At 47.2% G+C, this 25550-nt stretch carries 23 protein-coding genes and 2 tRNA genes; 19 read left to right on the forward strand and 6 right to left on the reverse strand.

Going from position 1 to position 25550, the window contains the following annotated elements; all coding sequences use genetic code 11:
• Positions 1 to 61: 61 nt before the first annotated feature.
• Both thiD and ACNI23_RS04470 read left to right on the forward strand, forming a co-directional pair.
• Entirely contained in the window at positions 62 to 1423 is a 1362-nt protein-coding gene (gene thiD, locus ACNI23_RS04465) for a bifunctional hydroxymethylpyrimidine kinase/phosphomethylpyrimidine kinase (protein ID WP_420247011.1), read from the forward strand.
• Between the two features lie 150 nt (positions 1424 to 1573).
• Positions 1574 to 1657, forward strand: a tRNA-Leu gene (locus ACNI23_RS04470).
• A 93-nt stretch (positions 1658 to 1750) separates the two neighbouring features.
• Here ACNI23_RS04470 and ACNI23_RS04475 read toward each other — a convergent pair.
• Positions 1751 to 2461 carry a DUF6125 family protein gene (locus ACNI23_RS04475; protein WP_420247012.1) on the reverse strand — a complete coding sequence of 237 codons (711 nt, stop codon included), beginning with the start codon at positions 2459 to 2461 and terminating at the stop codon, positions 1751 to 1753.
• 190 nt (positions 2462 to 2651) lie between these two features.
• Between ACNI23_RS04475 and ACNI23_RS04480 the strand changes: the two genes are divergently transcribed.
• Entirely contained in the window at positions 2652 to 2819 is a 168-nt protein-coding gene (locus ACNI23_RS04480; RefSeq protein WP_420247014.1) for a hypothetical protein, read from the forward strand.
• A 58-nt stretch (positions 2820 to 2877) separates the two neighbouring features.
• Here ACNI23_RS04480 and ACNI23_RS04485 read toward each other — a convergent pair whose 3' ends face one another.
• Entirely contained in the window at positions 2878 to 3258 is a 381-nt protein-coding gene (locus ACNI23_RS04485) for a hypothetical protein (protein ID WP_420247015.1), read from the reverse strand.
• Positions 3259 to 3591: 333 nt separating this feature from the next.
• Here ACNI23_RS04485 and putP point away from each other — a divergent pair, with 333 nt between their 5' ends.
• The 8 genes from putP to argH all read left to right on the forward strand — a co-directional run bounded on the left by putP (position 3592) and on the right by argH (position 12504).
• Positions 3592 to 5064 carry a sodium/proline symporter PutP gene (gene putP / locus ACNI23_RS04490; protein WP_420247016.1) on the forward strand — a complete coding sequence of 491 codons (1473 nt, stop codon included), beginning with the start codon at positions 3592 to 3594 and terminating at the stop codon, positions 5062 to 5064.
• A gap of 146 nt (positions 5065 to 5210) precedes the next feature.
• Positions 5211 to 6377 (forward strand): THUMP domain-containing class I SAM-dependent RNA methyltransferase, encoded by a 1167-nt coding sequence (locus ACNI23_RS04495; protein ID WP_420247017.1) that lies wholly within the window; start codon positions 5211 to 5213, stop codon positions 6375 to 6377.
• A gap of 133 nt (positions 6378 to 6510) precedes the next feature.
• Positions 6511 to 6879 (forward strand): response regulator, encoded by a 369-nt coding sequence (locus ACNI23_RS04500; RefSeq protein WP_015851658.1) that lies wholly within the window; start codon positions 6511 to 6513, stop codon positions 6877 to 6879.
• Positions 6880 to 6960: 81 nt separating this feature from the next.
• Positions 6961 to 7941, forward strand: a complete 981-nt coding sequence (locus ACNI23_RS04505; protein WP_420247018.1) for a PhoH family protein — start codon at positions 6961 to 6963, stop codon at positions 7939 to 7941.
• A complete protein-coding gene (gene ybeY / locus ACNI23_RS04510) occupies positions 7941 to 8396 on the forward strand; it encodes an rRNA maturation RNase YbeY (RefSeq protein WP_420247019.1) in 456 nt (151 codons plus the stop codon). The genes ACNI23_RS04505 and ybeY overlap by 1 nt, the downstream gene beginning before the upstream one ends.
• Positions 8397 to 8604: 208 nt before the next feature.
• Positions 8605 to 9582 (forward strand): ornithine carbamoyltransferase, encoded by a 978-nt coding sequence (gene argF, locus ACNI23_RS04515; protein ID WP_420247020.1) that lies wholly within the window; start codon positions 8605 to 8607, stop codon positions 9580 to 9582.
• 29 nt (positions 9583 to 9611) lie between these two features.
• Positions 9612 to 10847, forward strand: a complete 1236-nt coding sequence (locus ACNI23_RS04520) for an argininosuccinate synthase (protein ID WP_420247021.1) — start codon at positions 9612 to 9614, stop codon at positions 10845 to 10847.
• 274 nt (positions 10848 to 11121) lie between these two features.
• Positions 11122 to 12504, forward strand: a complete 1383-nt coding sequence (argH, locus tag ACNI23_RS04525; RefSeq protein WP_420247022.1) for an argininosuccinate lyase — start codon at positions 11122 to 11124, stop codon at positions 12502 to 12504.
• A gap of 96 nt (positions 12505 to 12600) precedes the next feature.
• Here argH and ACNI23_RS04530 read toward each other — a convergent pair whose 3' ends face one another.
• Together ACNI23_RS04530 and ACNI23_RS04535 are read right to left on the reverse strand one after the other, a co-directional pair.
• Positions 12601 to 13002: a bacteriohemerythrin gene (locus ACNI23_RS04530; protein ID WP_420247023.1), complete on the reverse strand. Its 402-nt coding sequence runs from the start codon at positions 13000 to 13002 to the stop codon at positions 12601 to 12603.
• A 155-nt stretch (positions 13003 to 13157) separates the two neighbouring features.
• A tRNA-Sec gene (locus ACNI23_RS04535) sits at positions 13158 to 13251 on the reverse strand.
• A 196-nt stretch (positions 13252 to 13447) separates the two neighbouring features.
• Here ACNI23_RS04535 and ftsH point away from each other — a divergent pair.
• The 8 genes from ftsH to priA all read left to right on the forward strand — a co-directional run bounded on the left by ftsH (position 13448) and on the right by priA (position 23443).
• On the forward strand, positions 13448 to 15517 hold the full coding sequence (gene ftsH, locus ACNI23_RS04540) for an ATP-dependent zinc metalloprotease FtsH (RefSeq protein ID WP_420247024.1): 2070 nt from the start codon (positions 13448 to 13450) through the stop codon (positions 15515 to 15517).
• A 13-nt stretch (positions 15518 to 15530) separates the two neighbouring features.
• Positions 15531 to 16373: a dihydropteroate synthase gene (gene folP / locus ACNI23_RS04545; protein WP_420247025.1), complete on the forward strand. Its 843-nt coding sequence runs from the start codon at positions 15531 to 15533 to the stop codon at positions 16371 to 16373.
• Positions 16373 to 17119, forward strand: a complete 747-nt coding sequence (cdaA, locus tag ACNI23_RS04550) for a diadenylate cyclase CdaA (protein WP_420247026.1) — start codon at positions 16373 to 16375, stop codon at positions 17117 to 17119. The genes folP and cdaA overlap by 1 nt, the downstream gene beginning before the upstream one ends.
• Before the next feature lie 4 nt (positions 17120 to 17123).
• Entirely contained in the window at positions 17124 to 18035 is a 912-nt protein-coding gene (locus ACNI23_RS04555; RefSeq protein ID WP_420247027.1) for a CdaR family protein, read from the forward strand.
• A 36-nt stretch (positions 18036 to 18071) separates the two neighbouring features.
• The gene (gene glmM, locus ACNI23_RS04560; protein ID WP_420247028.1) at positions 18072 to 19421 is read left to right on the forward strand and encodes a phosphoglucosamine mutase; all 1350 of its coding nucleotides are present in this window, start codon (positions 18072 to 18074) and stop codon (positions 19419 to 19421) included.
• Positions 19422 to 19473: 52 nt separating this feature from the next.
• The gene (galU, locus tag ACNI23_RS04565) at positions 19474 to 20343 is read left to right on the forward strand and encodes a UTP--glucose-1-phosphate uridylyltransferase GalU (RefSeq protein WP_420247029.1); all 870 of its coding nucleotides are present in this window, start codon (positions 19474 to 19476) and stop codon (positions 20341 to 20343) included.
• A 104-nt stretch (positions 20344 to 20447) separates the two neighbouring features.
• Complete coding sequence (locus ACNI23_RS04570; RefSeq protein WP_420247030.1) at positions 20448 to 21098, forward strand: hypothetical protein; 651 nt, start codon at positions 20448 to 20450, stop codon at positions 21096 to 21098.
• A gap of 2 nt (positions 21099 to 21100) precedes the next feature.
• Positions 21101 to 23443 carry a replication restart helicase PriA gene (priA, locus tag ACNI23_RS04575; RefSeq protein WP_420247031.1) on the forward strand — a complete coding sequence of 781 codons (2343 nt, stop codon included), beginning with the start codon at positions 21101 to 21103 and terminating at the stop codon, positions 23441 to 23443.
• A gap of 84 nt (positions 23444 to 23527) precedes the next feature.
• Here the strand turns inward: priA and ACNI23_RS04580 are convergent, their stop codons facing one another.
• Positions 23528 to 24550 (reverse strand): STAS domain-containing protein, encoded by a 1023-nt coding sequence (locus ACNI23_RS04580; RefSeq protein WP_420247032.1) that lies wholly within the window; start codon positions 24548 to 24550, stop codon positions 23528 to 23530.
• Positions 24551 to 25294 (reverse strand): Smr/MutS family protein, encoded by a 744-nt coding sequence (locus ACNI23_RS04585; protein WP_420247033.1) that lies wholly within the window; start codon positions 25292 to 25294, stop codon positions 24551 to 24553.
• Between the last annotated feature and the right edge of the window lie 256 nt (positions 25295 to 25550).

Genomic DNA, 25550 nt, shown 5'->3' on the forward strand with positions numbered 1-25550 from the left:
GGAACAAACTGCTGGGTAAAATCCCCAAATCAAAATTACAAAAATTGCCCAAGGAGGCATAATGAAACCGCTTCCATGCGTTTTGACTATTGCAGGCTCTGACTCCGGCGGGGGGGCTGGGATTCAGGCCGATCTTAAAGCTATTTCCATGGCCGGGTGTTACGGGGCAAGTGCTATAACCGCGCTTACCGCCCAGAACACAACCGGGGTAACCGGAATTGAAGCTGTCTCTCCTGAGTTTGTAGCCCTCCAGATAGAAACGGTTTGCAGTGATATAAAAGTAAGTGCCGCTAAAACCGGGATGCTTTTTTCCGCTCCCATCATCAGAGCTATCGGTGAAACCCTCAAAGATAAAGACTTTCCGTTGGTTATTGATCCGGTATGCGTAGCAACCAGTGGAGCCAAGCTGCTGAAAGATGATGCTGTTGAGGCTATGAAAGAGATTTTTCCGCTGGCAGAGCTGCTCACTCCCAATGTGCCTGAAGCTGAACTTTTTACCGGAATGGAAATCAAGAACCGTGAAGATGTGTTCAAGGCGATTGAAATCCTGCTGGAGATGGGACCGAGGGCTGTACTCGTAAAGGGTGGGCATTTCGATTCCGTTGCAGCAACTGACTGGCTGGGCATTAAAGGGCAGCAGCCTATTCCTCTTATGCAGCAAAGGGTAAAGACGAAGAATAGTCACGGCACCGGATGTACTCTTTCCGCCACCATCGCTTCCGGTTTGGCAAAAGGTTACGATATGGTAACAGCCGTACGCAAGGCTCAGGAATATCTCAACCTTGCTTTGCGGGCCGGATTTGATCTCGGTGAGGGAAGCGGGCCGCCGAACCATCTTGCTCCCATGCTGATTGAAGAGATGAAGCAGGGACTTTTATCCGATCTGCATGAATTCGGTTTACGCCTTGAATGCATGCAGGGATTAAATGACTTGATCCCCGAAGTTCGCATGAATGTGGCTGTTGCCCTGCCGCATGCCGGGGACCTTGATGATGTGGCTGCGTTTAGCGGAAGAGTTTCCTGTACCCGCAAAGGCGAGGTGATGGTTTGCGGACATCCCGAATTCGGAGCCTCCAACCATATTGCCAAAGTTATCCTCTGTGCTCGTAAGTCAAATCCCCAAGTAAACTGTGCTGCGGGATTGAGGCTCAATGAACGGATAATCGCTTCTGTTGCCGAGTGCGGATTTGTTGAAGCATGGTTTGACCGTGCAGACGAACCCGGGGAAATTCCCGGAACCGAAGAGAACACCCTTGAGTGGGGTACCTGCAAGGCCATGTCCGAACATCCTGAGCCGGAGATGATTGATGTGGTCTGTGATTCAGGAGCAAAGGGAGTTGAGCCGTGTCTGCGTCTTTTAGCAAAGGATTTTGAAGACATGGAAGCTAAGCTCAAAAAGCTGCTTGCGGCCATGTCCGGTTAATAGAAGTTGCCGTTTCTATAGAATTATTTTCGATTTTTGTTGACAAGTGATAGCCCTGCTTATATTAACGCAACGGCTGCACGGGACAGCGAGCTTTCATTTTTAAGCAATGTGAGCAGTTGTTCATTAAAAAGCCCATAATATTTGGTTGCGAGAGTGGCGGAATTGGTAGACGCACTAGATTTAGGATCTAGCGGCCTAGCCGTGAGAGTTCGAGTCTCTCCTTTCGCACCATTGTAAATATAAACACCCCCTTACAACATCATCCGCATAGATGTTCCAAGGGGGTGTTTTTTTGTGGAGTTTGCAACTCACCCGTTAAGCATTTTAATTTTCCATAATAAACTTCCATGAACAAACCCATTCATCCGGGTGATCATCAGGTGGGCAGCCAATGCATTCGCATTTTATTTTCGAATCAATTTCTCTGGAGAAACATGTATATTCAGTAATTCCACCTGATTTACACGGGTAATCAGCCAGCCCCTTACGCTTACGGGCACTTTGTACCCGGCAGTCTGTCATGCGGAAAACAAAAGAATTATCTGTTTCATCGGTAATTTCCCAACGATTGAGATGAGCATACATACGCACCTTAAGAGCAGCCTTAAGGCCTTCCAGCCCCCCGTTTTTAGGGAGCCCTAAGATGTCTTTGGCTCTTCGAGCTTCTAATGGAGAGAATCTGGACCAACATGTGTCATTAACCCGTTTAGCTGTGGTCATATCCGCTTGATGTTCAATGGCTTGAAACCAGACTCCGTCCGCTGCAAGCCATGCTGATCGTAACGCCATCCCTAGCTTTTCAACAGTCTCTTGATCTGCGCTATCCAAAATAGATTGTGGGCTTACTCCGAGTGCCCGAGTCAACTTTCCGGAAAGAATCTTAAAGAATTTGTCACCGGCCTCTTTTTCCGCGTCTAATGCTGCCTCCAACCCAAGTTGGTGCACGCTTTCTGCCATCCAAAGTCCGTAGTGGCTTGTTAATTGGCGGATAACTTCAGTGATATCCTCTAGTGTAGTCGGCTCCTTAGTATCCATGTGTTTACTCCATATCAGCTAGAATGTGTTTTCTTTTTATAACAGCATAATGTGTCTGGATGCGCAACAAGGTCGCCTGTTTTGCCCTTCAAATTCCTCCCCACCTAATGTATCCATACCCCTTATGAACCACCTAAAAAAATACGCAGACCAAGTTAAATTCATATCTGATGAAATGAAAGCAGGGCACATGAATATGGCGCAAGGAGCTATTCAGTTGCAGGCGGTAGCAACCCTAGCGGAGCAGGATGCTGCTGAGACTGAGGATGAGCAGTATGCCGCTAGGCTGCGTAAATTTGCGGAAATGATTTATGATGTGATTGATAAGATGAACCCGGAGCATCGGGTTATGCAGTAGCGTTTGTCTGTGGAGTGAATATTTAAAAAGCCCCTGTCTTGATAGGCAGGGGCTTTGTTTATTCTTGGGTTTGGTTTGATTGCGTGATGACCGTCTGGTTGGTTGCGTTCCCGTTCTGGGGAGGCTCAACATTCTTTATGTGAAGAGATAGTGAGATTCCCAGAATGATCAGGCCGGGCAGGATGTAGAATAATCTCTTGGCTTTCTTGGCGTGGGCTATGATTACACCTATGGACGTTGCAAGCACCCCGATCTGGCCGAGAATATCGACCAGCATAAACGGCTTACCTTCAGGCAGAGTCACAATATATACGATGATTGAAACTATGCAGTAGAGTGAAAAGAAAACGCCTAGTCCGCTATGGCCTTTCTTCTTTGCATAAAATGATATTCCGATGATGCTCAGCAGGGTGAGTCCAGCGAGTATTACTGTAAGCAAGGTTAACCTCGTTTTGTCTGTTGTTTATGTCTCCATTTTTCAGTGAAGTGGATGAAACTGTCAAGTTAAGTTGGGTGTGTTGAGAATTATGGATAATGTATTTTTTAGAGTGACTGTTCTGAGTGTCACCCTTCGTTTGCAATGATCTTCAAATGAAAATAATGATCTTTTTGAATCAAAAACGGAATAATTTAATCCGTAATCATGAAATATCCGTACAATCTACGCTGAAAAAAAATATCTTGTACACAATGCACAGGGTGGTTAAATAGTAGCCCCTTTTTACGTTTTAGGTTGTTTTTGTTTTCTTTACTTGTTCAAAAAGGATTTATTGTGATTCAGACAGAGACTTTGCTTACTTTTGGTGTTTATCTGGTCTTCCTGCTGGCGGTGGGTTGGTATTTTTACAAACGTACATCTAACATTGAAGGTTACATCCTTGGCGGACGTGGACTCGGCGGATGGGTTACTGCCCTTTCCGCACAGGCCAGTGATATGTCCGGCTGGCTGCTCATGGGGCTTCCCGGCGCTGTTTATCTTGGCGGTATGACTGAGGCTTGGATTGCTATCGGCTTGTTTGTAGGTACCGCATTGAACTGGATTTTTGTGTCGGCCCGTTTGCGCGTTTACACCCAGATGACCGACACCCTCACAATCTCATCCTTTTTCGAAAAACGTTTTAATGATCCTACCAGCCTGCTTCGAGTCGGTTCTGCGGTCATTATCCTGATGTTCTTTACCATCTATTCTTCATCCGGTCTGGTTGCTGCCGGTAAGCTCTTCGAATCCATGTTCAACATTGATTATTCTATTGCTGTTATTACCGGGGCAGTCGTAATTGTATCATACACTTTTCTGGGTGGTTTCATGGCCGTGTGCTGGACTGACTTCTTTCAGGGCGGTCTGATGTTCTTTGCCATTGTGCTTGTTCCGGTTCTTGGGACAATCGATAACGGAGGTATCTCGGTTATCGAAGCTGAAATGGCTGCCAAGAATATTTCCACCAGCCTTTTCCATAATGGAGCAGGAACACCTCTTTCCATTATCGCAGTAATTTCCACTATGGCTTGGGGACTTGGGTACTTCGGTCAGCCGCATATCCTGACCCGTTTCATGGGTATCAGTTCTATTAAAGAGTTGCCCAAGGCCACAGCTGTTGCTCTTGTCTGGGTTGTGATTTCTCTTGCCGGAGCTGTTGTTGTAGGTATGGTCGCTATTCCCATGTTCGACGGCCTCCACGGCGGCGAGCAGGAGAAAGTCTTTATTTACATGATTTCCAAGCTCTTCAATCCCTGGGTGGGCGGCGTGCTGCTGGCTGCTATCCTGTCCGCGATTATGTCCACCATTGATTCCCAGCTGCTTGTTTCTTCATCCGCACTGACCGAGGATTTTTATAAAAAAATCCTGCGTCGTGATGCTTCTGAAAAAGAACTTATGCTCGTGGGACGTCTTTGCGTTCTGGTCATTTCCATCATCGCCATGAGTATGGCTCTGACTCCGGGTAACACTGTTCTTGGGCTCGTTTCATACGCCTGGGGCGGATTCGGTGCTGCTTTCGGTCCGGTTGTCCTGTTCTCTCTGTTTAGCAGAAAGACAACATGGATTTCCGCACTTTCCGGTATGATTGTCGGTACTCTTGTTCTTATTTTCTGGAAGGACGCCGGCCTTGGCGCAACTATGTACGAGATTGTTCCCGGATTCGTTGCAAACTTTCTGACCATCATGGCTGTGAATATGTTTATTCCGCAAAAGGATGAACAGATTCTGGCTGATTTTGATGAGATGAAGGCGGCCCTTAAGAAATAAGAGCTTGTTGTTTAGCTTAGTTATGTTTATAAGGCTCTGCCCGCTTTAGGGCAGGGCCTTTTTTTATTGAATCAAAGAGTGTAGGCTGAGCTTTACTCGTCTGCATAGAATATATTTTGGGCAGTTGTTTGCCCGGTGAGGTTAACATGTTGGATTTTGAACGTAATAGTATTGTGTTGGTTACATGTCCCAAGAATTTCAGCCCGTATCTTGCGGAAGAAATGGGTAGGCTGGGCTACAAGGTCCGTGCCGAGCTTCCTGCAGGGGTAGAAACCAAGGCATCCCTGAATGACTGCATGCGCCTTAATCTCTGGGTGCGCTGTGGGCATCGGGTACTGTACCAGCTTAAGCGTTTCAAAGCCGATACTCCGGATCAGATGTATAATCAGGTTAAGGAAATGGTCTGGGAGAAAATTCTTACTCCGGACAGTTATCTGACTGTAACCTCATCTGTTCGCACCGAGACTGTTAATGATTCCCGCTTTGCCAACGTGAAAGTCAAGGATGCCATTGTTGACCGCATTCGCGAGAAAACAGGACGTCGTCCTTCTTCCGGTCCTGAGATGTCCGGCATTGTTGTTTTTCTGCATTGGAAAGATGATGAATGTACTGTTTATCTTGATACTTCCGGCGTGCCTCTTTCCCGTCGCGGTTACCGCAAATTCCCGGCCAAGGCTCCCTTGCAGGAAACTCTGGCTGCGACCCTTATCCGTGCTGCCAAATGGTATGGTCGCGGGAACTTTGTTTCTCCCATGTGCGGTAGTGGAACCCTTGCTATTGAAGCTGCACTTGTGGCCTTGAACGGAGCTCCCGGTTTGATGCGTGACAATTACGCTTTTATGCAAATTCCCGGATACAACCCTGAGTATTGGGATAATCTCTGCATTGATGCTGAAGACAGGGAGCGCGATTCCATTGAAGGGAAGATCATTGCTACCGACATTGATCCTGAAGTAGTTGAGGCGGCAAGAAAGAATGCCCGTGCTGCCGGGGTTGAGCATCATATTGAATTTGATGTGTGCGATTTCCGTGAAACTCAGGTTCCTGACGGGGGCGGTGTAGTCATCATGAACCCTGAATACGGGGAGCGTCTTGGAAGCAAAACCAAGCTTGAAAAGATTTACACTGCTATCGGTGATTTCCTGAAGAACAAGTGTCAGGGATACAAAGGTTATATTTTTACCGGAAATCTTGAGTTGGCTAAATTTATCGGCCTTAAGTCTTCGCAAAGATTGATATTCTATAATGCTAAGATTGAATGCCGTCTGCTGGGATTTGAAATTTTCGAAGGCAGTCGCAAGTCACGCTACTAAGATTTTTTCTTTAAAGTCTTGAAAATAATTTTTTTAGAAGTTAATTCCTAGCATGATAGTTGTGTAGTGATGCCTACAGCAGTTGTCAGCATTTTATCTAAGTAATTATTTTGGGAAGTTAAGGAGATTTTTTATGCCCCGGATTCTCGTCGTAGATGATGATCCAATTTCACGTCAGGTTCTTAAAGCAATGCTTGAGAAAGAAGGGCACCTTGTTACGGAAGCCGAAGATGGAGTTAAGGCTGTAAAGGGGTACGACCGTAATCTGATCGATTTGGTTATCACAGATATTTTTATGCCTGAGAAAGAAGGCGTACAGACCGTCAGGGAATTGATGAAGGAAAACCCGGATATAAAGATTATCGCAGTGTCCGGTGGCAGTTCTTCTGCAAATTATGATTCGCTTGATTGGATTAAGATGTTTGGGGTGAAATACACTTTCACTAAACCTTTTAATGCTAATGCTATTTTGGCCGCTATAGATGACCTTCTCGGATCATAATTTTAAACTTGATTTTAATCTGTTGCATCTTCGCTCATCCTGCCGTATTCCATCTTTCAAAAAAAGAACGGGAAATATTTAATGGCAGATAAACAAACATTTAGGGTTAAACTTGAATTTGATGATGTAGGGTTGGCCAGCGTGCTGTTCGGTGCTCAGAATTCAAATCTTGATCTTATTTCACGCCAGTCGGGTGTCAGGATTGAAAGCAGGGGGAATTCTCTGCAGCTTATTTCTGAAAATGAAGAACTCATCGATCCGGTGGCAAAGGCATTTACCCAGCTGTATAAGTTGCTGAAGTCGGGCAAGGAGGTCTTTCCGCAGGATGTGGAAGCCGCTTACCGTATTCTCTGCCGTGACCCTAAGGCTGATTTGATCAAAATTTTCCGTGACGAGCTTTTTGCGGTTTCGCCCAAGAAGACGCTTACTCCGAGAACCCTGACCCAGCGTGCTTATTTTTCCGCCATACGTGAAAATGATATGGTTTTCTCGGTCGGTCCTGCTGGAACCGGTAAAACCTACCTTGCTGTAGCCATGGCTGTTTATGCCCTGCAACGCAAAGAGGTTAACAGGATCATTCTGACTCGTCCTGCTGTTGAAGCCGGGGAAAAGCTGGGGTTCCTGCCCGGCGACCTCGTGGATAAGGTCAATCCCTACATGCGTCCTCTTTATGACTCCCTTTATGACATGCTCGATATGGGTAAAGTGCAGGATATGATCGAGGAGAATATCATTGAGATTGCTCCGTTGGCCTTCATGCGCGGACGGACCCTTTCCAATGCGTTTGTTATCCTCGATGAGGCTCAGAACACCACGCCCGAGCAGATGAAAATGTTCATCACGCGTCTGGGATTCGGTTCCAAAGCTGTCGTAACCGGTGATATCACCCAGATTGACCTGCCCAACCGTGAACCTTCCGGGTTGGTTGATGCCATCAATATTCTCCAGGATGTACGTGGCATCAGCTTTATCAAGTTTGAAGATTCAGACGTTGTCCGTCATCCGTTGGTTGCGCGGATTGTCAAAGCTTACGACTCCTACGAGTGCAGGGGCAGTAAGTAATGGGTGTGAACTTGAGTATGGCGTGTTCGCCTGATGCGAATTTTCCCCTTGCGAAAAGGGAATTGCTGCGCATGGCGGACATGTTGCTTGAGGTTCTTGGGTTGGAAGGCTTTGACTTTGATCTGAAAATAGTCAATGATGCCGCCATTGCAGAAGTTAATGAAGAATTTTTGGGATGCGTAGGGCCGACAAATGTGCTCAGTTTTCCTTTTTCCGAGACACCAGATCTGGAAAAGAACAGTTTTTTAGGAGAGATAGTTTTGTCTGTGGATACACTTGCCCGTGAAGCCCGTCTCTACGGCCAGCAGCCGGAAGAGCATACTGTAAGGCTGCTTGCGCATGCGCTGTTGCACCTTGCCGGGTATGATCACGGTCCAGAAATGTACTCCCTTACTGACACTGCTGTCGAATCCGTATCTCCTGAGGTTCGACAGCGAATCTTGGGTTGGCAATAGCTTAAAAGCCAACCCGTCCCCTTGCAGCATGATCCCGGCCGGGATTGTCCATGTGCTGCGCATGAGCAAATCTCACTTTTTGTCCTCTTTTTTAGACCATGATCATATATTTTATGGTTTACAATGGCGGGTCTTATAGGCAATAATTCCCGATTGCAATTTTTCATTGTCATTTAAGGCTCACCTCAAATATATCTGGAGTTTTACGATGATCAGACATCTTCTCAAAATTAATGATGTTCCCCGTTCAGAACTCGGCCAGCTCCTGCTTCGCGCAAAAGAGCTGAAAGATAATAAAATCAGGAATAACGCCCTTGAAGGGAAAACCGTTATCATGATTTTTGAAAAAGCTTCCACCCGTACACGCGTATCCTTTGACGTTGCTATTGAGCAGCTCGGCGGTCATTCTATTTTCATGACCCCTGCTGAATCTCAGCTCGGCAGAAGCGAACCGCTGGAAGATACCGCACAGGTCCTTTCCCGCTATGCGGATGCGCTTGTTGTCCGTACATTCGGACAGGATAAGGTACGCACCCTTGCTGAGTACGGTTCTGTTCCGGTTATCAACGCCTTGACTGATAGATATCATCCTTGTCAGGTTTTGAGCGATATGCTGACTATCTACGAAAGAACTCCCGATCTTGCGAACGTGCACGTTGCCTGGGTCGGTGACGGTAACAATATGGCTCATTCCTGGATTAATGCTGCCATTTACTTCCCGTTCTACCTGACACTTGCTTTCCCCAAAGGATACGAGCCCGACCACGATATTCTTTCCCGTGCCTTGTCCATGGGCGCAAAGATCAACCTGAGTTATGATCCGGTTGAAGCTGTTAAAGGCGCGCACTACGTTAACACTGACGTTTTCGCTTCCATGGGCCAGGAAGAAGAGCAGAAAAAGCGTGAAATGGCTTTTGCTGCTTATCAGGTTAATGACGAGCTGCTCAAGCACGCTGATCCCGATTGTAAAGTAATGCATTGCCTGCCCGCACACCGCGGTGAGGAAGTTACTGCCGAAGTTCTGGACGGTCCCAGATCAATCATTTTTGATCAGGCTGAAAACAGACTTCATATGCAGAAAGCTATCCTCGAATGGGCGGTTAATGGCATTGAAGTGGACTACGATGCAGTAGAAAAGCTGCTCGGACCCGTTCAGGCTGTCCCGCACATGCATACTATTGAATAAGAATAATTATATTTTTAAGGATTTATAAGATGAGTAAAATTGATAAAGTAGTATTGGCTTATTCCGGTGGTCTGGATACCTCCATTATTCTGAAATGGATCAAGCAGGAGTATGACTGCGAAGTTATTACCCTTACTGCTGACCTCGGTCAGGGTGAAGAGCTTGACGGTATTGAGGAAAAAGCACTCAAAACCGGTGCAACTAAAGCTTTCGTAGAAGATCTGCGCGAAGAATTTGCACGTGATTTCATTTTTCCCGCTTTCCGTGCCGGTGCCATCTATGAAGGTCGCTACCTGCTCGGTACTTCCATTGCCCGTCCTCTGATTGCCAAGAGAATGGTTGAGATTGCGGAAATGGAAGGCGCACAGGCTCTGGCCCACGGCGCAACCGGTAAAGGTAACGACCAGGTTCGTTTTGAACTGGGCGGCATGGGCATGAACCCCAGGCTTAAGCACATCGCTCCTTGGCGTGAATGGGATCTTAAGTCCCGTACCGATCTCATGAAGTTTGCAGAAGCTAACGATATCGAGATTCCCAACACTCGCAAAAAGCCTTGGTCCATGGATGCCAACATGCTGCACGTAAGCTTTGAAGGTGCAGAGCTGGAAGATCCTTGGAATGCTCCTTCCCCGGAATCTTACCGTTACTGCCGTCCCATCGAAGAAGCACCGGATGAGCCTGAAATCATCACTATTGATTTCGAAAAGGGTGATCCTGTAGCAATCAACGGCACTAAGTATTCCCCGGCAGCTCTGGTTGAAAAACTCAACGAGCTGGGCGGTAAGCACGGTATCGGCCGTGTGGATATGGTTGAGAACCGTTTCGTGGGCATGAAGTCCCGTGGCGTGTACGAAACTCCCGGTGGAACCATCATGCACATCGCGCACCGTGACCTTGAAGGTCTCTGCATGGACCGTGAAGTTATGCACCTGCGTGACAGCCTGATCCCCAAATATGCTGAAATGATCTACAATGGTTTCTGGTTTGCTCCTGAGCGTATCGCGCTGCAGGCAATGATTGATGAAACCCAGAAGACCGTAACCGGTACTGTAAGACTGAAGCTCTACAAGGGTAATGCAATTCCCGAAGGCCGTAAGTCTCCTTACTCCCTGTACCGTGAAGATCTCGCTACCTTCGAAGAAGACGAAGTATATAACCAGAAAGACGCTGAAGGCTTCATCAAGCTGGTTGGCCTGCGTCTCAAAGGCAAGACTTCCTCCGGTTCCGAATGGATCAAAGAAGGCGATGTCGAAGACGTAGATTAGTAACGCTCTTAATTGCCCGGACGGACGTGAGTTCGTCCGGGTTTTAAATATTTAGCCTGTTCCCGGCACAACCGCTGACGACAGGCTTTTTCTTTGATAAAAAGAATTGTGCCTCCTTTAAGATGGGAGGGATGGAATTAAAAATTTCGCAACAATAAAAGTCTCCAGTGGCGAATCCCCGTCAAAAGTTTTTGAAAGGATGGGGTCTGGGGAAGGGAAAACTTTTGCAAAAGTTTTCCCTTCCCCAGCCGCCGGAGGCTTCCGAGGTAAAAAAATGGCAGATAATAAATTATGGGGCGGCAGGTTTGCTGCTAAGACCGCACAGTCTGTTGAAGATTACACTGAATCCGTAAGCTACGACCAGAATTTGTACCGCGAAGATATTTCCGGCTCTCAGGCCCATGCCAAAATGCTCGCAGAGCAGGGCGTGCTGACCGCTGAAGAAGCCGAAACTCTGGTCAAAGGTCTTGATCAGGTGCTGGAAGAGATTGAATCCGGCAAATTTGAATGGAAAAAGGAGATGGAAGATCTCCATATGAATATCGAAAGCAGGCTGACTGAAATTGTCGGTCCTGTGGGCGGTAAACTGCATACCGGACGCAGTCGTAACGATCAGGTTGCCACTGATTTCCGTCTGCACGTACTCCGTTCTTTGGAAGCATGGAAAACCGCTCTCGAAAAGCTGATTGCATCTTTTACTGCCAAGGCTGATGCGAACAGGGAAGTTCTGCTTCCCGGCTACACTCATCTGCAGCCCGCACAGCCCGTGAGCCTCGCGCATCATATGCTGGCTTATGCATGGATGTTCAAGCGCGACCACAGCAGGGTAGTGGATTGCATTAACAGGGCTAATGTCTGCCCGCTTGGTGCTGCCGCTCTTGCCGGTACTACCTATCCGCTTAAGCCGGAGACTTCTGCAAAGTACCTCGGTATGGAAGATACCTTCCGCAACAGCCTTGATGCTGTTTCCGACCGTGACTTCGTAATGGAAGCTATGTTTACCGGAAGTCTGGTCATGACCCACTTGAGCCGTATCTGCGAAGAACTGATCATCTGGGCCAACCCCTGTTTTGGCTTCATTAAGCTGCCTGATGAATTTTCCACCGGATCATCCATCATGCCTCAGAAGAAAAACCCCGATGTATGTGAACTTATGCGTGGTAAGACCGGACGTGTCTACGGCGATCTTTTTTCGTTGATGACCATCTGTAAGGGTTTGCCGCTGGCTTATAACCGTGACATGCAGGAAGACAAAGAGCCTTTCTTTGATTGCGATAAGACCGTGCATGCTTCTGTAGTTATCATGGCAGATATGATGGATGCTATGGGCTTTAATCCTGTAAATATGGAGTCCGCCCTCAAAAAAGGTTTCCTCAATGCTACAGAGCTGGCTGATTATCTCGTGGGTAAAGGCATTCCTTTCCGTGAAGCTCACCACATCACCGGGTCAGCTGTTGCTAAGGCAGAAGCGGAGAGCAGGGGACTTGAGGATATGAGTCTTGAAGAGTTGAAGACTTTCTCTGATAAAATTGAAAAAGACGTCTTTGAAGTACTTTCTTACGAAGCAGCAGTAAGACGCAGGGTTTCACCCGGAAGCACAGGACCCGAATCCGTTGATTCTCAGATTGCTGAACTTAAAGCATGGCTTAAGAAATAATCTGTATTTTGAACAGAAAGATTAAGAGGCCGGAAGATTTGTAGAATTCTACAAATCTTCCGGCCTTGTTTTGTTTCGGGAAATTAAAAAGAATGATTAAGAGTTGTTTTTTAGGTATTCAAGGTCACGTTTATCAATATTCTGAATGTGATTAACAAGCCAGTCTTCTAAAGCATCAGTCATTTCCTGCGCTAAGTCCCCATCTTCTGCAATGCATTTTAATTTGAGTTCTTCCAATTTCTCACCAAAATCCTGATGATATCTTTTGTGTTCATCCAAATTAGGAACACCTGCTTCTTCCATCATTCTTTCTTCCGATTCAAAATGATAGAGTGTGTAAAGGTGTATTTCGTCTATTAAGCTTGAGAGATGGGAGGGGTTACCTTCAAGAGGTTTTTTCCTTATCCTTTCGAGAAGAGTGAAAAAGGTTTGATGCTGATTGTCAATAACTCCGATACCAGTATGGAGTGGTTGTCCGGAAGTTGTCTTGCTGTTCATGATATATCCCGATAGAATAGATATTACATTTCTGATTTAAACCGTACGTTGTTACCATAAATATATTGGATTATGGCTGAATTTGTACAGTACAATTTCCAGATATTGTTTTGGGATAAAAATTTTGGAGGAGCTGAAATATATAGCAAAAGAAATGGCGGAAGTGTATAGGAGTCGAACCTACCGACGAGGGTTAACCCGTCCACTGGATTTGAAGTCCAGGCGCAACACCGGTTACGATACACTTCCGCTTCGAAGAAGAATTTGCTAACAATTTTGATGGCAAAGCGCAAGTACAATAATATTTTTGAATATGACTTGCCTTTTGCCAAATTAGTCTTATTAATAGCTGATTGAAACTGAAGAAAAAATGTAAATACAGTCCGGTGCTTGCCGCATATTGACAGGCTTAGGCAGGCCGGACGCATATCCAAGGAGATAGACTTTGAATAGTTTTGCCAAGAATCTCTTGGTCTGGGTAACCATCATGCTGGTGATGATTGTTTTGTTCAATCTGTTTAACCAGCCACAGACTTCCCAGCTCAAACTTTCCTACACCGACTTTTTGAGCAGGGTCGATGAAGGTGAAGTCCTTCAAGTTAAGATTCAGGGGCAGAAAATCAGCGGGGTTATGGTTGGTGACAAGCGTTTTGTCACGTTTAACCCTGATGATCCGGCCCTTGTCCAGCATCTGCTGAAAAACAAAATCGAAGTAGTGGCTGAGCCGGAAGAAGAGGCTCCGTGGTACATGACTTTGTTCATATCATGGTTTCCTATGCTGCTTCTGGTCGGGGTTTGGATTTTCTTCATGCGTCAAATGCAAGGAGGCGGTGGAGGTCGTGGCGGTGCCATGTCTTTCGGCCGTTCCCGTGCGCGGATGATTAACGAAGAAACAGCCAGAGTCACATTTGAAGACGTTGCCGGTGTTGATGAAGCCAAGGAAGAACTTTCCGAGGTTGTTCAGTTCCTCAGCGAACCCAAGAAGTTTACCCGTCTCGGCGGACGTATTCCCAAGGGTGTTCTGCTGGTGGGCCCCCCCGGTACCGGTAAAACCCTGCTTGCCCGCGCTGTAGCCGGGGAGGCCGGTGTGCCTTTTTTCTCCATTTCCGGTTCAGACTTTGTTGAAATGTTTGTCGGTGTTGGTGCTTCCCGTGTGCGTGACCTTTTCGCACAGGGTAAGAAAAATGCACCTTGTCTGATTTTTATTGATGAAATTGACGCAGTTGGACGTCAGCGTGGCGCAGGCCTCGGTGGCGGGCATGATGAGCGTGAACAGACTTTGAACCAGTTGCTGGTTGAAATGGACGGTTTTGAGTCCAACGAAGGTGTTATCCTCATCGCTGCAACAAACAGACCTGATGTCCTCGACCCCGCGCTGCTGCGTCCCGGTCGTTTTGACCGTCAGGTTGTTGTACCGACCCCTGATGTTCAGGGCCGTGCACACATCCTCAAGGTTCACACCCGTAAGACTCCTCTTGCCGGTGAAATTGACCTTGATGTTATTGCCCGCGGAACCCCCGGGTTCTCCGGTGCTGATCTGGAAAACCTTGTTAACGAAGCAGCTCTGTATGCTGCAAAGAATAATCAGGACTATGTCAAGATGGTGGATTTTGAAGAAGCCAAAGACAAAGTCCTCATGGGCCGTGAACGCCGCAGCCTGATTCTTACCGATGAAGATAAAAGAACCACTGCTTATCATGAAGCAGGTCATGCTCTCATCGCCAAGCTGCTTGATAATTGCGACCCCGTACACAAGGTAACCATTATCCCTCGTGGCCGCGCTTTGGGTGTAACCCAGCAGCTGCCTGTGGATGATCGCCATAACTACAATAAAGCATACCTCGAAGATACTTTGGTAATGCTGCTCGGTGGACGTGTGGCCGAAGAGTTGATCCTCGATCAGGTTACCACCGGTGCCAGCAACGACATTGAACGCGCTACCAAGATGGCCCGTTCCATGGTTTGTCAGTGGGGTATGAGTGAGAAACTCGGTCCCATGACTTTCGGTGAAAGTCAGGATCAGGTTTTCCTCGGCAAGGAATTGGTTCAGCATAAGGATTTCAGTGAAGATACTTCCCGCCTCATCGATTCCGAGGTTAGAAGAATCATCGACACTGCTTATGAAACAGCCAATAAGCTGCTCAGCGAAAATGCGGAAATGCTGCACAGGGTTTCCGATGCTCTTCTGGATCGTGAGACCATCAGCGGTGCTGATATTGATATCCTCATGGAAGGTGGCGAGCTTGCTCCGGTTGAGACTGTTACTCAGACTAAACCTTCGTCCCCGGCAAGGGCGTATGGTTCTGCCGGTAAATCCGGGTACACTCCTGTTTCCGAATCCGGAAAAGAAGAAGATTCAGATAAGGGAGATTTCTCCTTTGATGAACAGCCGGAAGAAAAAGAAGAGTTCAAGCTCTCAGAAGAATCTGAAGAGACTGAAGTTAAAGAAGAGAAAGTCGAAGAAGCTAAAGCTGAAGAGTCCAAGGCTTCTGAAGATAAAAAAAGTTCCGAATAAGGAATCAGGATTTATGTCCCGTAATTATTCATGGACAATTAAAGGGGGGAGGGTGTTAGGCCCTGCCCCTTTTTTTATTGCCGGTATTGTTAATGTTACCCCTGACTCTTTTTATGACGGGGGAGTGAATTATGATCCGCAGCAGGCTATAGAGCATGGCCGGCTGCTGGCAAAGCAGGGCGCAGATATTCTCGATGTAGGCGGTGAGAGCACAAGACCTTTTGCCGATCCCGTTTCCATTGAGGATGAGTTGTCTCGCGTAATCCCGGTTATCAGTGAACTCAGTCGCGACTATGCTGTATCGGTTGATACAGTGAAGAGCGATGTTGCCAGACTGGCCGTTGAGGCCGGGGCGGCAATAGTAAATGATGTTTCTGCCTTTGCTCAAGACCCGGCACTTCTTGATGTTGTTGCCGATCTCAAACCCGGTTACGTCCTTATGCATAGTCAGGGAACACCTGAAGAGATGCAATTGTCGCCGACTTATGATAATGTCATAGAGGATATTTTGAGTTTTTTTGAAAAAAGTCTTGAAAAACTCGTAAAATCAGGCTTACCGGAAAATCGAATAGTACTTGATCCCGGCATTGGTTTTGGAAAGACACTTGACCACAATCTTGAGATTTTACGCAAAATTGATCGGTTTATGGATTTGGGATTTCCTATCTATATGGGGCTTTCAAACAAGTCTTTGTGGGGTAAGTTGCTGGGGCTTGAAGCTGGAGAGCGACAAAATGCCACTCAGGCAGCAACTGCAGTCCTCGCTGCCCGGGGTGTTCCCATTCACCGGGTGCATGAAGTCGGACTGACCAGCCAGACATTGAGAATAGTGAAGGAGATCGGCGGAGATAATTGATGTTTGAATTTCTAGGCTTTCAAATTTCCTGGAAAGAGCTGCTGGACATCGGGCTGGTAGCTATTGTCTATTTCTACATCATCCTGCTGGTGCGTGGAACTCGTGCGGCTGCTGTAATCTGGGGGTTGTTGCTGGTTCTTCTGGTTTATTACCTTTCCGATGTCTTTGGTCTTTATACTCTCAACTGGCTCTTGACCAATTTTTTAAGTTCCATTTTTCTTGTAATTATCATTCTTTTTCAGCGGGATATCCGTAAAGGTCTGGCCCAGATGGGGGCAGGGCGTTTCTGGCGTAAGCAGGATTTTGAGCTCGCGGTTATTGATGAAATCTGCACCGCCATGGACTCCATGGCCCGTCAGAAGATTGGAGCTTTGCTGGTTATCCAGAAGAATGTCCCCTTAGGTGATATCCTTGAAAAGGGAGTTGAGGTTAATGGCCGGGTCAGCAAGCAGTTGCTGATAAATATTTTCTGGCCTGATACCCCGTTGCATGACGGGGCCGTGGTCATAAAATCTAATAAGATTGTTGCGGCCTCCTGTATTTTGCCTCTGGCGCATGTTTCGACCCGCCAGAGTGCTATTGGCACTCGCCACAGGGCGGCATTGGGCATCAGCGAGGAAACTGATGCCATTGCTCTTGTTGTTTCCGAGGAACGGGGAACCATGTCGGCGGCAATTGGTGGTAAGTTGACCACCAGCCTCGACATTGTCCGCCTTAAAAGGGTTCTGAAAAACGTTTTGACTTGATGGTATGAAAGTACAGCACTGGAAAATAGCAGCTTTGGCCGTCATGATGGCCGTCTTAACCTGGTATCTGGTTACCGGGCGTGATCTTGTTGAGACATGGGTAGAATTTCCGCTGGAGATAATTAACCCTCCTCAGGGAATGATTATTCAGGATGGTATGATAAGCAAAGTTTCAGTGCGTTTGCGCGGACCTAAAGGCTTGATTCGTAACCTTGATACCAAAAAAACGGCCTACTCCCTTGATACCGGTCATCTGGTTGTGGGAAATAATCCGGTAACTATTGTGCCGGAAAATATGGGGCTGGGCAGTGCTCTTGAAGTCGTGGAGATCAGTCCTTCGCATATAAATCTTGTCATGGATATGTTTGTGAAGAAGCGGGTCCGGGTGGTTCCCTCATGGGAGGGAGAACTGCACCGCGACTATACCTTGAAGAAAAAATACAGTGAACCGGATGAAGTTACTCTTCGCGGTCCGGCTTCTGTGTTGAAAAAAATTGAACAGGTCAAAACTCAGCGTATCATGCTGGATACGGATTCTCCGGGTAACTGGCGAGGTGAAGTTCCCCTGCAATTACCGGACACTGTGGAATCCAATCCGGGTTTAGTCAGTGTGGGACTTGATTTTGCGGTTCGCTCAGGAAAGATGTGGGTTAAGGTTCCGTTATATATTTTAGGGCCTGATGATGTTGACTTTGCGCCCAGCCAGAATTACGTCAGGCTGCTTGTGGAAGGGCCTAAACCCTTCTTCAGGAAAAAAGGATTCAGAGATGAGATTACAGCTTCAATTGATTTGAATGCAACGATCCCTATTGGGGATAACGTTGTTTCCTATGAAGTTACTCTGCCTAAAGGCTGTTCAGTAACAAAGAGAAAACCAGAAGCAATAACTGTAACTATAGCGAGGCAGGAGCCGTAAATAATTTGAACGGCCTGCATTTTTTTGGAGAGATGGATGAGTAAACGTTTGTTCGGAACTGACGGTCTGCGCGGTCAGGTTAATATTTTTCCCATGACTGCTGAGGTGGCTCTGCGTATGGGCCTTGCGGCCGGTTCTTACTTCCGGAATGGAAAACAGCGCCACAAAGTTATTATCGGTAAAGATACCCGCCTTTCGGGTTATGTCTTTGAATCTGCATTGACTTCTGGTCTTTGCGCTATGGGTATGGATGTTTTTCAGGTCGGGCCCATGCCGACTCCGGCAGTTTCCTTTCTGACTCGGAACATGCGTGCTGATCTCGGTATTGTTATTTCCGCTTCCCACAATCCGTTTATGGATAACGGTATTAAATTTTTCGATTCCAGCGGTCACAAACTTCCCGATGCGGTTGAAGATGAAATCGCTGACATGGTTCTTTCTCAGGATACCCAGTGGGATTATCCGCAGGCGGAGAAAGTCGGCCGTGCATACAAAATCGAAGATGCCCGCGGGCGCTATATTGTCTACCTCAAGTACAGCTTCCCGCAGGATATGACCCTGAATGGCGTAAAGCTTGTTCTGGATTGCGCCAACGGTGCTGCCTACAGTCTTGGACATATGTTCGAAGAACTGGGCGCGGAAGTTGTGCGTATCGGTGATAAGCCCAACGGCCTTAATATTAATGATAAATGCGGTTCCCTGTACCCTGATATCCTTGGACAGAGGGTTGTTGAAGAGCATGCTGATCTTGGTTTGGCTCTTGATGGTGATGCGGACCGTTTGATTGTTGTTGATGAAAAAGGGCAGGTCCTTGACGGTGACGTGATCATGGCCATGTGCGCAGCTGATCTGATGGAGCGCGGTAAGCTTAATCATAATATGCTGGTAGCGACCGTTATGAGTAACATGGCCCTGGAAAATTTCATGAAAGAAAAGGGCGGAACCCTGCTGCGTACCCCGGTCGGTGACCGCTATGTGGTAGAAGCCATGCGCCGCGAGGGAGCAATCCTTGGCGGAGAGCAGTCCGGCCATCTTATTTTCAAAGAATTCAGCACCACAGGCGATGGCCTGCTTGCAGCCTTACAGTTATTGCGTATACTATGTGTGAAGAACAGGCCGCTTTCCGAACTTTCCGGACTACTTGAACTTTATCCGCAAAAATTACAGAATGTTCACGTGAAGCGGAAAAAGCCTTTTGAAGAAGTTCCTGCTGTGCAGGAAGCACTCAAACAGGTAGAGCAGGAATTGGCCGGAAAGGGACGTGTTCTGCTTCGTTATTCCGGTACTGAATCCGTAGCCAGAGTTATGGTTGAAGCGGAAGACAGTTCCAAAGTTGAACTTTATACTTCCGAGCTTGCAGGAGTTTTGGAAGAGCATTTACGTTGATAATTAGTTCAGTTGCTGGTTAAGCACTGATATCATAAGGAGATCGTAACCAATGGTCATCAAGAAAGTTATTGTTCCGGTTGCTGGATGGGGTACAAGATCATTGCCTGCCACTAAGAATATTCCCAAGGAAATGCTGCCTATTTTCAAAAAGCCGGTTGTGCAGCATGTGGTTGAAGAGGCCATGTCCAGCGGACTGACCGATGTTGTTTTTATTAACAACCAGAACAAAAAGATCATTGAAGACCACTTTGACTACAACCTTTCTCTTGAAGATGTGCTTATGCGCGGCGGCAAGACCGAGGCCCTTGCGGAAGTTCGCAAAGTAGCTGAGATGGTTAATATCATTTCCGTACGGCAGAAGAAACAGCTCGGTCTCGGCCATGCAGTTCTCTGCGCCAAGGAAGTCTGCAAGAACGATCCCTTTGCCGTAATGGTAGGTGATGACCTCATGTTCGGTATGGAGCCGGGTATCAAACAGCTTATTGATGCAGCCCGTACTGAAAACATGGCAGTTGTCGGCGTTATTGAAGTTCCTGATAACAAGGTTGACCGTTACGGTATCATTCAGGGTGAAGAGTTCGCTCCGGGAATGTATCGTGTGCGCTCTCTGGTTGAAAAACCGGCAATCGGTCAGGCTCCTTCAAGACTGGCAATCGTCGGGCGCTATGTCCTGCTGCCTGAGATCTTTGATCATCTGGAAAGCCTTGAGCCTGGTGTGGGTGGAGAAATCCAGCTCACTGATGCTTTGCAGGGACTGGCTCAGGATAACAAACTGCTGGCCGTGAAACTTCGCGGACAAAGGTTTGACGCCGGGGACTGGGTAGATTATCTTACCGCAAATATTTACTTCGCCCTTCAGGACGAGGGGCTGCGTGATGACGTTGTAGCCAGATTGCGGGAGCTTTTGTCTTGTTCGTAAAGAATTTAAATACTTATGTGATACTTACAGTCCTTGCCGTGTGTCTGTTTATTAGCAGCCCGGCAAGGGCTTTTTTTCCGTCTGATGAGGATATAAATGATACAATGTACCAGAAATACGGTGCATTGAGTTCATTTGAAGCGGAGCTGACTTTTCCTTCAGAACCGGGAACCACACTAGTTATTAAGCGTGGTCACGATCACTGGCAGCAGACTTTTACCGAGGCAGGCAGCAATGCTACTGTCGAGGCTAGATCTGTCGGGCAGTATTTTAAGACAATTGCCCAATGTCCTGCCACGGCGGAAATGCCTGTTTCCATGCTTCAGTTTTGGGCTCCTGATGATCCGGTTTCCGACTGGATGTCCATCGGCATGAATAATGCCACCAAAAGCTATGGTTTCCATGAAGATACTCCGGCCTTTGTTTTCGGTGCGGAGCAGGGCGATGATAGCTCTTTTCAGATCTGGTTTGATAATGAGAGTTTTGCACCGCTTAAGATAGTTCTCGGTCCCCAGCAGGAAATCAGTTTTGGCACTTATTCAAAGTTTGCAGGTTTTATGCTGCCCCATACCGGGACTTTGAAAATGGGCGAAGATGTTCTTGATTTCAATATCCAGTGGAAAAGCATTCGTAAGAAGATGTCCCCGGCTGTCTTCTCTCCGGTTGCGATTAAAGAATCCAAAGGATGCGGAGTTCCTGCCGGACAGGTGTACGAATTTTTGAAGAAATGCCTCAGACTTAATAAATCGGAATAAAAATGACTATACTCTGGCAGGCCTGCCTCGCCAGCCCACCATATTCAATTTACACTTACGAAGCACCCGCCGACCTTCCCAAACTTATGGAAGGACAGCGGGTTCTCGTGCCTTTGGGCCGTTCCGTGCGCGTAGCTTTCCTCATTGAAACAGTGGAAACTCCGCCGGAGGGGGTAGAACTCAAATCCATAATCTGGCCTTTAGAACGCGAATCCTTACTAAACTCCAATCATTTCAAACTGTATCGCAATATCGGTGCCCGACAAATGCAGCCCTTGGGCAAAGTGCTGGAAAATGTCGTGCCCAAGCGGTTCCGCAGTGCCAAAGTTTCTTTCAAGGTGGCAGACCGGGCGTTCCCTGCACGGTTGAAGGCTCTAGATATCGGGCGTATGTCTGCTGAAAAGCGTATGGAGCTGGTTAAAATTTATGATGAAGGGCGGATGAACGTCAGTCTGCCTGCCGCTATTGAAAAAGAAGAGTACGTAAGTCTTACTTCAGATCCTCCGTGGCCGGTGCGTCCCAATGCTGCCCGTCAGTTGCAGATTCTCGAATTTATTTTTGAAAACGGTCCCCGTGAAAAAGGTTTCCTTAAAAATATTATGGGTGACTGGACCGCCGGAGTGATCAAGAAGCTTCATTCCGATTCTCTGGTCAAGATCGGCCCTCCGCCGGAAGAAGAGCGTAATCCGGCCGAGAAGTGTGCTGCTACAGGACCTAAGTGGGATTTTACGCCATCGGAGCAACAGCAGGGAGCCATTGATGAACTGCTGGCGGCTCTTGATGAACCGAAGAGCACGGTCAAACTTCTGCACGGAATTACCGGGAGCGGTAAGACTCTCGTCTATATGACTGCGGCACGTAAGTGTCTGGAGCAGGGCAAATCCGTGATCGTTTTGGTACCGGAGATAGCCCTTGCTTATGCTCTTTGGAACGGAATCTGTCCGCTATTTCCTGAAGCGCGTAAATATCTTTATCATGGCTACCAGACCCCGGTGCGTAAGGAAGCGATCTTTCGTGCATTAGCTGAGGATGATAGTCCGGCATTGATTGTGGGGACTCGGTCGGCTTTATTCCTTCCGGTGCGTAATCCCGGCTTGATTATTCTGGATGAGGAGCATGACGAATCCTACAAGCAGGAAGAACGTCTGCCATATCAGGCCAAGGAAGTTGCCTATGTGCTGGCCCATATGACAGGAAGTCTGCTGGTGCTCGGTTCGGCAACACCCGACATTAAGACCTTTCATGCCGCGCAGCAGGGTGCTTTTGAAGTTATCTCCATGGAAAAACGGGTCGGTAAGTCCATGCTTCCTGCGGTTAAAGTTGTGGATACCAGCGCCATTAAGAACCCGGAACAGCCTTTTGCGCCCGAAACTGAAGTCCGCTTGAAAGAGGTGGTCGCTAAGGGGGAGCAGGCTGTGGTCATGCTCAACCGCCGTGGCTTTTCGCCTCTGATTTATTGCACAGATTGCGAAGAACCGTTCAAGTGTCCGCATTGTAATGTGAGCATGACATATCATAAGGGCCGGGAGCGTGTGATTTGCCACTATTGTGGTAATGCTTACCATTTCCCATTGCCGTGCTCGATCTGCGGTGGGAGCAATCTTCTGCCGCTTGGTGGGGGTACGGAGCGGCTTGAGGAACAGGTCGCCAAGGCTTTGCCGCCGGAAACAAAAATTCTGCGCATGGACCGTGATTCAACTCGCAGACAGGAACGTTTAGATGAAATTCTGAAAAGTTTTGCACGTGGCGATGCGCAGGTATTGGTCGGCACACAGATGCTTTCCAAGGGGCACAACTTTCCCGGCGTAACACTGGTGGTGGTTTCCGAGGGCGATCTCGGGCTCAACCTTCCTGATTATCGTTCAGCAGAGCGTACCTTTCAGTTATTAGTGCAGGTTTCCGGTCGAGCCGGTAGGGGCGAGAAGCCGGGTGAGGTAATTATCCAGACCCGTAACCCGCAGAATCCAATCTGGGGAGCAGTAACTTCCGCCGACTACAAAACTTTTTTTGAGAAGGAAATCGAGAAACGGCGCAGGTTCCGTTATCCACCGTTTACCAAGCTTACTCTGATCCGCATCAGTCATCCCATGGGTTGGGAAGGTGAACATCTCTGTCCTCCGTTTTTCAGTCAGATTCGTGAGGCCGCAAAAGAGTACGGTATCATGGCTATGGGGCCTGTGCCCGCTCCTCTGGCTCAGTTGCGTGGACGTAAGCGTTTCAATTGCCTGCTTAAGTCTGATGATTGGATGAAGACCAGAGAGCTCTATGCCCAGATCTTGCGCGGAAATCCTGATAAGAAACAGATTCGTATCACCATGGACCTTGATCCGGTGAATATGTTGTAATTGATACGCTTCGCGTTTTGATAGGTGATTTCGCCTCCGGCGGCCAAAAGAGCTAAGCCCCTTTGGAATCCCTAACAGTTGTTCTTACAGTTCATCAGAGATTCCGGGATAATCAGCAAAGCATGTCATGGCCCCGGAACGATGCAGAGTGTTTTGTAGGTTATTGGATATTTCGCTGATTGTAATATTTTTATCGGCTTCACGAAATTTCCGGCTTAGGAAACAGAGTGCCTCCATCCCCTTGACTGAAGCTGAATCAGTTTTGGATAAATCCAGTGTGGGAACAAAATTGCGTTCTAGCATACGATTTCCGGTACGAATTAAATCGGGTGCAGTTCCGGCATCAAGGGTGCCTGAAATGGTTATATTTGGTGGGGTGCTGGTTTCATCACAGCTGACCGAAGATGGCAGGGACATGGATGCTGTGCGTTTGATTCCCTCCAGATAGTTGATCTCATCGCGTAGAAGAAGCAGCGGGATAAAAATATTGTCCAGTTTGTCAGCAATCTTATTTTTATCAACATCATGTGGAATGCAGATTAGCACGCAATCAGGCAATTGTTCATAAATTTTGGGAATACAACTGCTGATTGATTCCGGTGGGGCAGAGATCAGCACAATATCGGGTTGCAGGTTGTTGGCGCTGCCTACAATTGATTGGATATCTATCTCGTCCAGATCACCCGTTGTTTTGAAATGGGTAAACAGGTCCCAAGACAGGGGAACGTAGCCGTCGCGGACAAGAATATCCGTTTTCAGTGCACTTTCTGAAACGTGGAGCAGGCTGAATCCGTAATGGGCGCAGATGCGGGCAATCTGTTCCGGGAATTCAAAATATTCCAAGGGCATTTTCAGCTTGATTTCAGCTTTTTGAGATAAGTTGATAATCTCTGAATCCGTTGGGAGGATGAAGTCAGCATAAAAAGGGCACATGTGTGGAGATTTTGCATAATCCAGTAGCCATGGGAATGATGGCGCAAAGATCATGGTTTTCTCTTTTGCGCCGGCCCGTTCTCCCACGGTGAGCATGAGCTCATTGAAATCCATGTTAAAAAATGGAATTCCAAAGGCCAGTTTTATACGATCCGGATTATCAAATATTTCCATTTAAATGTCTTTTCCCCAGTTTATGCCTTTGTCCCATTTAACCTTGCCCTGAACCTTTTTTTGTTTGCGCAGCAGGATGTATATAGCTCCGGCACCGCCATCCTTTGGCTGGGCAGTACAGAAGGCAAGTACTACGCGTCTGAAGGGATCACGGGTCAGCCACTCCTGAATTTCACGTTTAAGGACTGAATGACCTCCGGGTGAGTTCTTTCCGCGCCCGGTAACGGCCAGCACGCAGCGCTTACCTTGCAGAAAAGATTCGCGGATGAAAAAAAGCAGATTGTCGAAAGCCTGCTCGGAATTCATGCCGTGCAGGTCAATGTGGGATTCGTAGCTGAAAGCTCCCTGTTTTAGTTTCTGGAAAACCTTGGAGTCAGTTCCGCGAACGTAACCGAACATGAATTCATCAGAATATTCCAGCTCAAATTCAATTTTACCGGAAACAAGGCTGCTCAAATATTCTTTGCCTTCATCTTCATCTGACATTTTGGGCGCAGGGGTCGGTTTTGGCTTTTTGGGTGCGACGGTGGAGCGGTCCATGCGCTCAACACCAGCCATAGCATCCATGAATGCCTGATCATCATCCACTTCGATTTCCTTTTCTTCCCATTCCACAGGGGAGGGCTTTTTCTTCACTGCTTCAAGTGCTTTTCTGACCGCCTTCGGTACATGTTCTTCTTTTTTATCTTTTTTGAATTTCAAACCTTTCAGATCAGAAAGGGAATTAATTTTCTTTTTAGCCATAAAAATATCTCCTGAAAAAATGAGCTATCAAATTAGTCATTATCCGGTACGAAGTAAATCTTTGTGTTCAGGAAATTTGAGTTTTTTTATTTTATGGCTTGACTTTTCAGGAGTCGTTACCATTTTTCATGTCGTGCGCGTTAATGCCAATTCAGGATATTGTGAAATTAATCATTATTTATTCTGGACTTGAAAAGTGAATTTTATTAGCTCTTCAAGGCGTACTTAATTCGACTAAATAACTCCATTTTTGGCT

It is taken from the genome of Maridesulfovibrio pacificus (SeqCode) (genome assembly GCF_048612815.1).
Classification (GTDB): Bacteria; Desulfobacterota; Desulfovibrionia; order Desulfovibrionales; family Desulfovibrionaceae; genus Maridesulfovibrio; species Maridesulfovibrio pacificus.